Origin of the sequence: Hydrococcus rivularis NIES-593 (assembly GCF_001904635.1) — a bacterium.
Classification (GTDB): Bacteria; Cyanobacteriota; Cyanobacteriia; order Cyanobacteriales; family Microcystaceae; genus Hydrococcus; species Hydrococcus rivularis.
On sequence record NZ_MRCB01000022.1, the window covers coordinates 66,272 to 76,464 of the forward strand.

The window sequence follows — 10,193 nt, forward strand, 5'->3', positions numbered from 1 at the left end:
ATTAATATCAAATCCGGTTAAATAACCATATTGCTTGTAGGGGCAGGTTTTGTTTTTAAGTTATTAATTTGACTAAAAATCTTAGCTAAACCTGCCCCTACCGATATTGTGGGCTATCAAACGGATTAGATATAAAAAGATGATTTATTAAGATAGATTGTAGTGCGAGCATCTTGCTCGCGTCTGAGCGTGAGCGAGCAAGATGCTCGCACTGTTTGTCTCTTTAATCTTTTTCTTGACTTTCTTTCCAGGTTTCCCAACCTTCTTTGAAAACGAACAGCGCGATCGCAGTTCCAGCCATGGGATCGGCTTGCCAAAAACCGAACGTATAATTCAATCCCAATCCTAATAACAAAGTAGCAGATAGCCACCCACACACGAGAGTCTCTTTAGAATCGGCAATCAATGCTCGACTGCCGAGACTTTGCCCTATGCGATACTTTTGCCATGCGAGTATGGGCATAGTAATGAGCGATGCGATCGCGATGAGAATTCCTGCTAACGAAGGCTGAGGAATTTCTTGAGTCAGAAGTTTCTGAACGGATTCCAACAAAATATATACTCCAAGAATAAAAAAAGTCGCAGCAACCAGTTTCATTGCCCGTTGCTCGATCGCTTTCTCTTCTTCTTCAGACAAGTTACGATGTTTTCTCAAGCGCCAGATTAAAATAAGTCCAGAAAGAGATTCCACGATACTATCTAAGCCAAAACCCACCAGGGCGACGCTGTTGCTAAGACTGCCAAAACCAATCGAAAGAACTGCTTCAAATACGTTATAGGCAACAGTAAAATACTCTAAACGCAACCCTTTTTTGTGTAAATTTTCCATAATGACTTGCTTTGGAGCTAGTGAAAATTAAATAATCTATTCTATTAAGAGCGAAAAGCATGGGAAAGATAGAAGAAAAAAGGGAAGCAAGGGAGACGGGGAGATTTGGGGGAGGCAACTAACTACTAACTACTAACTGACAACTGATTACTGATTACTGATTACTGATTACTGCAATAATGCCATTTGATTCCAATGACAGCGCTACAAATAGAATAACAACCCTATCCTCTTGGACAGAAACATTAGTTCGGACTGACTTAGAGGAAAAATTAGAGCAACTTCGTAAAAGTTTGCGTCCGGGACAGCGGGATTTAGCCGACTGGAAAGGCGGACAGATGGCGATTTCTGCGGTTCCCGGCGCGGGAAAATCTCATAGTTTGTCGGTGGCAGCGGCAATTGCGATCGCCCGCTATCAACTCCACGCCAGAAAACAACTGGTCATCGTTACCTACACCCGTTCGGCGGCGGCAAGTATTAAAGATAAAATCAAACAACAGCTCAAAGAACTCCAACTCCCTCAGACTGGTTTTAGCGTCCAAACGCTGCACGGGTTAGCACTCAACATTGCCAATCGCCATCCAGAATTATCGGGGCTGAATCTCGACACTGCTACTCTCATTACCCCTAATTCTACACATCGCATCGTCAGAGCTTGTGTAGAACAATGGATGAATACCGCACCGAGAAGATATCAAATCTTACTCGAAGGAGTGCAGTTTGATGGCGAAGAAGCCGAAAGATTGCGCCGTCACTCGGTCTTGCGTACCGAAGTCTTGCCAAATCTCGCTCACACTGTCATTCGAGAAGCAAAAAGTTCCGGTTTGTCGCCAGAAGCCTTGGCAGAAATTAGCCAACAGACCAACGATGACTATCAAATTTTAGCGATCGCGGCGGGATTATATCAACAATACGAGCGATTGATGCGATCGCGCGATTTAATCGATTACGATGACATGATCCTCGCCGCCTTGAGAGTTCTAGAAAACGAATCCATTCGCCAGATTTGGCAAAATCAAGTCTTTGCCGTTTTTGAAGATGAAGCTCAAGATTCCAGCCCCTTGCAAGAAAAACTCATTTCAATTCTTGCCGCCGATCCTAGCAATCCCAATACACCACCGAATTTAGTTCGCGTTGGCGATCCCAACCAAGCAATTAACTCTACCTTCACACCCGCCGATCCCCTCTACTTCAACTGGTTTTGTACCACCTGTCAAATGCAAGGAAACCTCGCTACGATGGATCGAGCAGGTCGCAGCAATCAGCGCATCATCGACGCAGCGAATTTTGTCCTGGAGTGGGTCAATAACACCTGGAGAAGCAAGGATAACCAGTCACAACAACAAGAGTTGCAAAATTCAGAATACGTTTTGCACAGAAGATACATTAATCAAAAGAATTCGGAATCGAAAAATAGCTACGTCGCACAGAAAATAGAATTCCCCTTCCGCGAGCAAAAAATTTATCCCGTCGACGCTGGCGACCCGCAAAAATCCGCCAATCCAAAAGCTAAAGGTCTGGGATTGGAAATTTATACTCCTGAAGATATTTATGAAACAGTCACACTCATCCAAAAGCGAGTCATTAGATTACTGACCGAAGACTCCCAGCGAAATGCGGCTATCTTAGTCCGGGAAAATCGTCAAGGTCGGTTTCTGGCAGAGCAACTGATGGATTCACTACGGCAACATAATATTAAAGTTTACGAAGTCGGCGAAAGCGATCGCTTCTCGCAAATTCCTGAAGAAATTCTCAAACTTCTACAATTTATCGACCGTCCCCATTCTCCCGACAATCTCAAAGCAGCTTTAGAAATTCTAGAACGACGGGATCTCATTGCCGCCCAAGATCTCAACGCTTTAGCCACCTATCCAGAGCAATTTCTCTATCCCAGTCCCCTCGATCTGCCCCAGAAACCGCAGGTGGCCCAAGCCCGCCGTTACTGTTGCAATCTCCTGCGAGCTAGACTGGAATTGCCTCACTATCAGCTCATTCCCTTCCTGGGGATGACGCTAAAATATACGGGTTCCGAACTCGCAACCGTACAAAAATTATCTGAACGAGTACACCAACAAATTGTCGGCAATAGTTCCCTAAAAACTGCGATCGCAGCCCTCAATGAAATTGTCAGTTCCGAACGCTTTGAAGCGGTAGAAGAAGAGACCGACGATCGCTATACCAGTCAGGGTCAATTAACTATTATTACCATGCACAAAGCGAAGGGATTGGACTGGGATTATGTCTTCATTCCCTTCTTGCACGAAGACGTAATTCCAGGCAAACCTTGGGTTCCCACTTCCTCTAAATTTTTAGGCAATTTTACCCTCGCAGAAGTCGCCCGCGCTCAAATTCGCACGGCAGTCCATGCTCAATATCTCGATCCAGACAGTTTGCCTCCCATTCCGCAACCGCTAGAAGCTTGGGAAGAAGCGGGAAAATTGAAAAAAGCAGAAGAATTTCGCTTGCTTTACGTTGCCATGACACGAGCAAAGCGGCTTTTGTGGATGTCGGCAGAAACAAAAGCACCGTTTCGCTGGAATACCTTTCGGGGCGATCGCGTCAGTAATTTACAAGATAAAACCCCTTGTCCGATCTTATCTGCCTTGATGCGTCAGTTTCCCGAATCGGTGGTTAAGATAGGGTTTTAAAGTCGAATAAGATTGGCGCAAATTACCGACGCGATCGCTATTTTCTTCTCCTGGTGCGCGACAGGGTAGGTTAGCGACTCCGTAAATTTAAGTTGAGAATTTTGCAACTCTTGCTGCACAGAAAGCATTTCGTTGAGTACTTCCTGCATTTGCTCTAGGGTCATATAGAGATACCGTGTGGTAGGCGATCTCGATTCTCTTGCCACAGAGCGATCGATCGCCTTTGTTTTACTTTTTACATTCCAAGCGAGCCGACAAAATATAATCCAATCCCACATCATCTGCTGCATAGCCAGCATCATATCACTCGTGCATTTTCCTGTGTTCCCTTTGTGTTTTTTAAAAAATCAGCTCCCTAACCCCTGGTCAATTTTGGTAAAATTTACTATAATTTGGACAAAAGCAAAAAAATAATCTTTTCTCAACTGCAATGATAGAAGACCAACAACTTATCCTCAGTACTGAGGATTATAGCTTGCTGACCGATTTGTATCAGCTAACCATGGCAGCTTGTTACGTCGGCGAAGGATTAGAAGACAAACCCGCTAGTTTTGAACTGTTCGTTCGCCATTTTCCCGATAAGTTTGGCTATCTCATCGCAATGGGATTAGCTCAAGCTTTGGACTATCTAGAAAAGCTGCATTTCACTAATCAACAACTAGAGGCTTTGCAAAATACGGGAATTTTTGCCCATGCACCTGCCAAATTTTGGTCGCTGCTAGAATCGGGACGTTTTACAGGGGATGTTTGGGCAGTCTCAGAGGGAACGGCTATTTTTGCTAACGAACCATTGTTGCGGGTGGAAGCTCCTCTATGGCAAGCTCAGTTAGTAGAAACCTATCTTCTCAATACTATAAACTACCAAACTTTGATTGCTACGAAAGCTGCTCGGATGCGGGATGTGGCAGGAAAAGACGCAATCTTGCTAGAGTTTGGTACCAGAAGAGCTTTTAGTCCGCAAGGTTCGCTTTGGGCAGCTAGAGCAGCTTTAGCAGGGGGACTGGACTCCACTTCTAATGTTCTAGCCGCATTGAAATTAGGGCGCAAGCCAAGCGGAACGATGGCACATTCTCTTGTGATGGCAATTGGAGCGATTGAAGGAAGCGAAGATGATGCTTTTAGTGCCTTTCATCGCTATTTTCCGACTGCACCTTTGTTAATCGATACCTACGATACTATTGCGGCAGCTGAGCGTCTAGCGGAAAAGGTTAAAGCCGGCAAAATGGAAGTGACGGGAGTACGGCTAGATTCTGGGGATTTAGCTGAATTATCCAAAAAAGTGCGATCGCTACTTCCAGATATTACCATCTTTGCCAGTGGCGATCTAGATGAATGGGAAATCGTTCGCCTAAAAGAAGCTGGTGCTTGCATCGATGGCTATGGACTAGGAACCAAACTGGTAACGGGTTCTCCTGTTAATGGAGTCTACAAAATAGTAGAAATTGACGGCATTCCCACCATGAAGCAATCTAGTAAAAAAGCTACTTATCCAGGACGCAAACAAATTTTTCGTTGCCAAGAAAACTCGCAAATCTTATCAGACAGATTAGGATTAGCTCAAGAAACCGCCAACAGCAACGAACAGCCACTATTAGAACTGGTAATGCAACAAGGTAAGCCAGTCAACCCCCCAGAAACAATAGAAACCATTCAAAAACGCACTCAAGCATCTGTTGCTAGCCTTCCTCCTGAAACCCGCCGACTTAATGACCCAATACCAGTTCCCGTCAACATTTCCAATGCTTTAGAATCTCTTCGCTTATCGTGGATTGCCAATCACTAAAATTATAAGGTGAATAAAGTACTTCACTGATAACTGCTCAAAAAACGAGATTTTAAACCTTGCCTACCGAAACTATAATGCAAATGACCAATGACAAAGGACAAATGACAAAAATTGCCCTATTTGGCACCAGTGCTGACCCCCCAACAGCTGCACATCAAGCCATTCTTGAATGGTTATCCGAACATTACGATTGGGTAGCAGTTTGGGCATCTGATAATCCTTTTAAAGGTCATCAAACTTCCCTCGAACACCGTATGGAAATGTTGCGGTTGTTAATTGAAGAAATAAAAACTCCTCGGAAAAATATTAGAGTATACGAAGAGTTAAGCCATCTAAGAAGTCTAATTAGTGTAAAAAAAGCCAAGGAATTGTGGGGCAATGAAGCAGAATATCACTTAGTCATTGGTTCTGATTTAGTCAATCAAATACGTCGCTGGTATCGCCTTGAAGAATTATTAAAACAAGTTCAAATTTTAGTGATTCCTCGTCCGGGATATCCGATTGCAGAAGAAGATTTAGAAGCCTTACGTAGTCTAGGAGGAAAGTGTATCGTTGCCGACTTAGATGCTCCTGCCATTTCTTCCACAGCCTATCGCGAGAAAAGAGATAAAGATATTGTAACCCAGCCTGTTAAGGAATATATTAAACGAGAAAAATTATACGTATGAAAACCGATGAACAAAAATTAGTGAATAAGACCGAATTAGAAAATTTTAAGGTTGGCGTTGACAACGTTATTTTTTCTGTAGATACCCAGCTAAATCGTCTTTTAGTATTGCTAATTAAGCGTAAAGATGAACCTTTTAGCGGTCAATGGAGTTTGCCAGGAACGCTAGTTCGTAAAGGAGAAGCTTTAGAACAATCTGCCTACCGAATTTTAGCCGAGAAAATCCAAGTCAAAAATCTATATTTAGAACAACTTTATACTTTTGGCGGTCCCTGGCGAGATCCAAGAGAATCTCCTGATAGTTATGGAGTTCGCTATCTTTCTGTCAGTTATTTTGCTCTAGTGCGATTTGAGGATGCAAATTTAATCGCTAAAAATCTTAGTAGTATTACTTGGTATCCAATTCAAAAAGTCCCTAAATTAGCCTTCGATCATAATAAAATTCTTGAGTATGGCTATCGGCGTTTGCGTAACAAATTAGAGTATAGTCCTATTGCTTTTGATGTGTTACCGGAAGTCTTTACCTTAAACGATCTCTATCAACTTTATTGTACAATTTTAGGAGAAAACTTTTCTGATTACTCTAATTTTAGATCGCGTTTATTGAAGTTGGGTTTTTTATGCGATACCGGAGTAAAAGTATCGAAAGGTGCTGGTCGTCCGGCGAGTTTATATCGCTTTGATGCTGAGGCATTTGCACCATTTAAAGATAAACCATTAGTATTTATTTAAGTCATAAAAGTTTTTAATAAATAAAAAAACAAGAAAATCGTAGAGAAATCGATCGCCTCGATCGCAAAAATACAATCATAATAAAAAGATTTGCTTATCCAAGAATAAGGAGTAAGATATGAGCATTTTTTATGAAGATAATTACATAGTTTGTGATAATGATGCTATCACAATTCATTGTTATTATTTTCCCATGGGTAGCAAGCGAATTCCTTACCAAAAAATTCGGAAATTCAAAGAAGAGAAAATGAATTTTTGAACAGGTGGAGGACGCATCTGGGGAATGGATTTAAGTCCTTATTGGTTTCATTTAGATCCAATGCGTCCCTTCAAAAATAAATGCATTGTCATCGATGACGGGGAATTAATTAAATCAGTAATTACTCCCAAAGAACATCACAGAGTATTACAAATTTTGCAAGAGAACGTTCCTTTACAGCGACTAGAACTATGAAAATTGCGATCGCACAACTCAATCCCACAATAGGCGACCTTTCTGGCAACGCTAAAAATATTTTAGAAGCTGCACGAAAAGCTGCTAAAGAAGGCGTTCGTCTGATGCTAACTCCCGAACTTTCTCTGTGCGGTTATCCGCCAAGAGATTTGCTCCTCAGCTCAGAATTTGTCGAATCAATGTCAAAAAAGTTGCATGAGTTAGCGCAACAATTACCCACTCAAATAGCAGTCTTAGTAGGGACAGCAGAACCCAATCCTTATGCTACATCTAAAGGTCAAAAACCTCTCTTTAATGGCACAGCTTTATTAGAGGGAGGAAAACTTCAAAAAATCTTTTACAAAAGGCTTTTACCCACCTATGACGTTTTCGATGAAGATCGCTATTTTGAACCAGGGTATCAAACTAACTCCTTTACAATTAAGAGTGATTCACAATTTAAAATTCATATTGGTGTCACTATCTGCGAGGACTTATGGAATGAAGAAGAATTTTGGGGAAAACGTAATTATGAAATTAATCCCCTTGAAGATTTAGCCGAATTAGGAGTCGATCTCATCGTAAATTTATCTGCATCTCCCTACACCGTAAGCAAGCAAAAATTACGCGAAGCCATGCTTGGTCATAGTGCTAGTCGCTATCAAACACCTATTATTTACGTAAATCAGATAGGAGGAAATGACGACCTAATTTTTGATGGTAACAGCGTGGCTTTTAATCGCACAGGTAATGTCGTTTGTCGTGCTAAAGCGTTTGCATCAGACTTAAAAATTATTGAATTTGACGAACAAACAAAAGATTTATTACCAACTGCGATCGCACCTCTGCCAGCAACCGAAGAAGAAGAAATTTTTTCGGCATTGGTTTTGGGAGTAAGAGACTACGCCAGAAAATGCGGATTTTCTCAAGTTGTACTAGGCTTAAGTGGTGGCATTGATTCTTCATTAGTCGCTGCGATCGCAGCAGAAGCGATAGGTGCAGAAAATGTTCTCGGAGTTCTAATGCCTTCTCCCTACAGTTCGGAACATTCCATCACCGATGCAGAAGCATTAGTCAAAAATCTCGGTATTAAAAGTCAAAAATTGCCCATCGGCGATCTCATGAAATCTTACGATCGACTTCTAGGACCTTTATTTGCAGGCACGGAGTTTGGTATTGCCGAAGAGAATACTCAATCTCGTATTCGAGGAAACCTACTAATGGCAATCTCCAACAAATTCGGTCACCTTCTCCTATCTACAGGCAACAAATCAGAAATGGCAGTGGGATACTGCACCCTTTATGGCGATATGAACGGAGGATTAGCCGTCATTGCCGACGTTCCCAAAACCCGCGTCTTTTCTATCTGTCGCTGGCTCAATCGTAACCGAGAAATCATTCCCAACAACGTACTGATTAAACCTCCTAGCGCAGAATTAAAACCCGGTCAAGTTGACCAAGATTCCTTGCCTCCCTACGAAATTCTCGATGACATCCTCGAACGCGCGATTCATCACCATCAATCAACTGCTCAGATCGTAAAAGCAGGTCACGAGCCGGCTGTTGTTAACAAAGTTATGAAATTAATTGCTCGTGCTGAATTTAAACGCAAACAAGCACCGCCAGGACTAAAAATTACCGACCGCGCCTTCGGTACGGGTTGGCGGATGCCGATTGCTAGTCGCTGGTTGCCTCCTAACCCTTCAAACTGAACTGCTAATAACTTCGGGTCGATCGTTCAAAAGCGGAAACCCCGATTTTTCTCGTTGCCGAACGTACAATTGAGCGACTTGTCTTGCTAGATGGCGAATTCTGCCAATATAGCGCGTCCTCTCCGCGACAGCTATTACGCCTCTCGCATCCAACAAATTGAAAGTGTGAGAACATTTGAGAACGTAATCGAGACTTGGCCAAACCAATTCGCGATCGAGAAGCTGTTTTGCCTCCTGTTCGTAAAGATCGAACAAACTAAACAACAAATCCGGATTGGATGCCTCAAAATTATAAGTACACTGCTCTATTTCCGCTTGCAGAAAAATCTCTCCATAGGTAATGCGATCGTTCCACTGAATCTTGGTAATCGCATCTACATCTTGTAGATACATTGCCAATCGTTCTAGACCGTAAGTAATCTCAATGGAAACCGGACGACAATCAATCCCGCCGCACTGCTGGAAGTAAGTAAACTGAGTAATTTCCATCCCATCCAACCAAACTTCCCAGCCAGTTCCCCAAGCACCAACTGCCGCATCCTCCCAATTATCCTCCACAAAGCGAATATCGTGGTCTTCGGGATGGATGCCCAACGCTCTCAACGAATCCAAATAAATATCTTGGATATTATCTGGCGAAGGTTTGATCAGAACTTGATACTGATAATAATGCTGGAAGCGATTGGGATTTTCTCCATAGCGTCCGTCCGTCGGTCTTCGACAAGGTTCTATATAAGCCACAGACCAAGGTTCTGGTCCTAACGCTCGCAAAAATGTATGCGGGTTCTTAGTTCCAGCTCCTTTCTCAATATCGTAGGGTTGAACGATTAAACACCCGCGATCGCTCCAAAACTGATTTAGCGTAACAACGATTGATTGAAAATTAATAGACACCTTATTCACTACTTTTCTCCTTCTTCTCCATTGTCTTCCAGAAAGGTCATGACAAGCGCGTTCCAAAAAAATTCAAAAAGCTCGCAATTTTAAAGAAACTTGGAAGTACGCAGATGTAACTAACTATTCGTGCTTCGCGATTTTGAAAGATCTCTCCTAACTTCCTATTCCCCTGTGTCTCTCATCCCCCCTTTGGTTCCCCTTCGCATTTTACAGAACATCATTCGTGACAAATGTAATGATTTCAATATGACATTTATCCGATGTAAACATGTACTTAGGTTCGATATTTTAAATTCAAGAACTTGATGCTGGTCGGGGTTTGGCAATCAATCCTGGTTGGCTGGGTGTATGGTGCTGAAAAGGTGCGACGGTATATGGATGAAGTGAGCGACTGACGAGTTGGGAAATGGTGGAATGTGACAGTCAAATACATTCTGGAGTTTAGACTAACAAGAAAAAAGGGCAGCCAAAAATAGCTTGCCTTATCTC

General features: G+C 42.5%; 9 protein-coding genes. 6 read left to right on the forward strand and 3 right to left on the reverse strand.

Annotated features, from left to right (window positions below):
- Positions 1-223: 223 nt before the first annotated feature.
- Positions 224-829, reverse strand: coding sequence for a cation diffusion facilitator family transporter (locus NIES593_RS16615; RefSeq protein WP_073600645.1), 606 nt, complete (start codon positions 827-829; stop codon positions 224-226).
- A gap of 179 nt (positions 830-1,008) precedes the next feature.
- On the opposite strand from NIES593_RS16615, the gene NIES593_RS16620 reads away from it, so the two are divergent.
- Positions 1,009-3,477 (forward strand): ATP-dependent helicase, encoded by a 2,469-nt coding sequence (locus NIES593_RS16620; RefSeq protein ID WP_073600646.1) that lies wholly within the window; start codon positions 1,009-1,011, stop codon positions 3,475-3,477.
- On the opposite strand, the gene NIES593_RS16625 is transcribed toward NIES593_RS16620, so the two are convergent.
- Positions 3,474-3,779 carry a hypothetical protein gene (locus NIES593_RS16625; protein ID WP_073600647.1) on the reverse strand — a complete coding sequence of 102 codons (306 nt, stop codon included), beginning with the start codon at positions 3,777-3,779 and terminating at the stop codon, positions 3,474-3,476. The genes NIES593_RS16620 and NIES593_RS16625 overlap by 4 nt on opposite strands.
- A gap of 128 nt (positions 3,780-3,907) precedes the next feature.
- Between NIES593_RS16625 and NIES593_RS16630 the strand changes: the two genes are divergently transcribed.
- The 5 genes from NIES593_RS16630 (at position 3,908) to NIES593_RS16650 (ending at position 8,807) form a co-directional block, all read left to right on the forward strand.
- Complete coding sequence (locus NIES593_RS16630; protein WP_073600648.1) at positions 3,908-5,260, forward strand: nicotinate phosphoribosyltransferase; 1,353 nt, start codon at positions 3,908-3,910, stop codon at positions 5,258-5,260.
- Between the two features lie 104 nt (positions 5,261-5,364).
- Complete coding sequence (locus NIES593_RS16635; protein WP_073600655.1) at positions 5,365-5,931, forward strand: nicotinate-nucleotide adenylyltransferase; 567 nt, start codon at positions 5,365-5,367, stop codon at positions 5,929-5,931.
- Complete coding sequence (locus tag NIES593_RS16640) at positions 5,928-6,662, forward strand: NUDIX hydrolase (protein ID WP_073600649.1); 735 nt, start codon at positions 5,928-5,930, stop codon at positions 6,660-6,662. Before NIES593_RS16635 ends, NIES593_RS16640 begins: the two co-directional genes overlap by 4 nt.
- A 283-nt stretch (positions 6,663-6,945) precedes the next feature.
- Complete coding sequence (locus tag NIES593_RS24945) at positions 6,946-7,116, forward strand: hypothetical protein (RefSeq protein WP_245817574.1); 171 nt, start codon at positions 6,946-6,948, stop codon at positions 7,114-7,116.
- Positions 7,113-8,807, forward strand: a complete 1,695-nt coding sequence (locus NIES593_RS16650; RefSeq protein WP_073600650.1) for an NAD+ synthase — start codon at positions 7,113-7,115, stop codon at positions 8,805-8,807. Before NIES593_RS24945 ends, NIES593_RS16650 begins: the two co-directional genes overlap by 4 nt.
- On the opposite strand, the gene glyQ is transcribed toward NIES593_RS16650, so the two are convergent.
- Positions 8,799-9,701 carry a glycine--tRNA ligase subunit alpha gene (gene glyQ, locus NIES593_RS16655; protein ID WP_073600651.1) on the reverse strand — a complete coding sequence of 301 codons (903 nt, stop codon included), beginning with the start codon at positions 9,699-9,701 and terminating at the stop codon, positions 8,799-8,801. The two genes, NIES593_RS16650 and glyQ, sit on opposite strands and share 9 nt — an antisense overlap.
- Positions 9,702-10,193 lie beyond the last annotated feature (492 nt).

Excerpts from the sequence above, each read along its gene's own strand:
- NIES593_RS16640 (WP_073600649.1), top strand. The coding sequence starts at position 5,928 with ATGAAAACCGATGAACAAAAATTAGTGAATAAGACCGAATTAGAAAAT.
- NIES593_RS16615 (WP_073600645.1), bottom strand. The coding sequence starts at position 829 with ATGGAAAATTTACACAAAAAAGGGTTGCGTTTAGAGTATTTTACTGTT.
- NIES593_RS16650 (WP_073600650.1), top strand. The coding sequence starts at position 7,113 with ATGAAAATTGCGATCGCACAACTCAATCCCACAATAGGCGACCTTTCT.
- NIES593_RS16630 (WP_073600648.1), top strand. The coding sequence starts at position 3,908 with ATGATAGAAGACCAACAACTTATCCTCAGTACTGAGGATTATAGCTTG.
- NIES593_RS16625 (WP_073600647.1), bottom strand. The coding sequence starts at position 3,779 with ATGATGCTGGCTATGCAGCAGATGATGTGGGATTGGATTATATTTTGT.
- NIES593_RS16635 (WP_073600655.1), top strand. The coding sequence starts at position 5,365 with ATGACAAAAATTGCCCTATTTGGCACCAGTGCTGACCCCCCAACAGCT.
- NIES593_RS16620 (WP_073600646.1), top strand. The coding sequence starts at position 1,009 with ATGCCATTTGATTCCAATGACAGCGCTACAAATAGAATAACAACCCTA.
- NIES593_RS24945 (WP_245817574.1), top strand. The coding sequence starts at position 6,946 with ATGGATTTAAGTCCTTATTGGTTTCATTTAGATCCAATGCGTCCCTTC.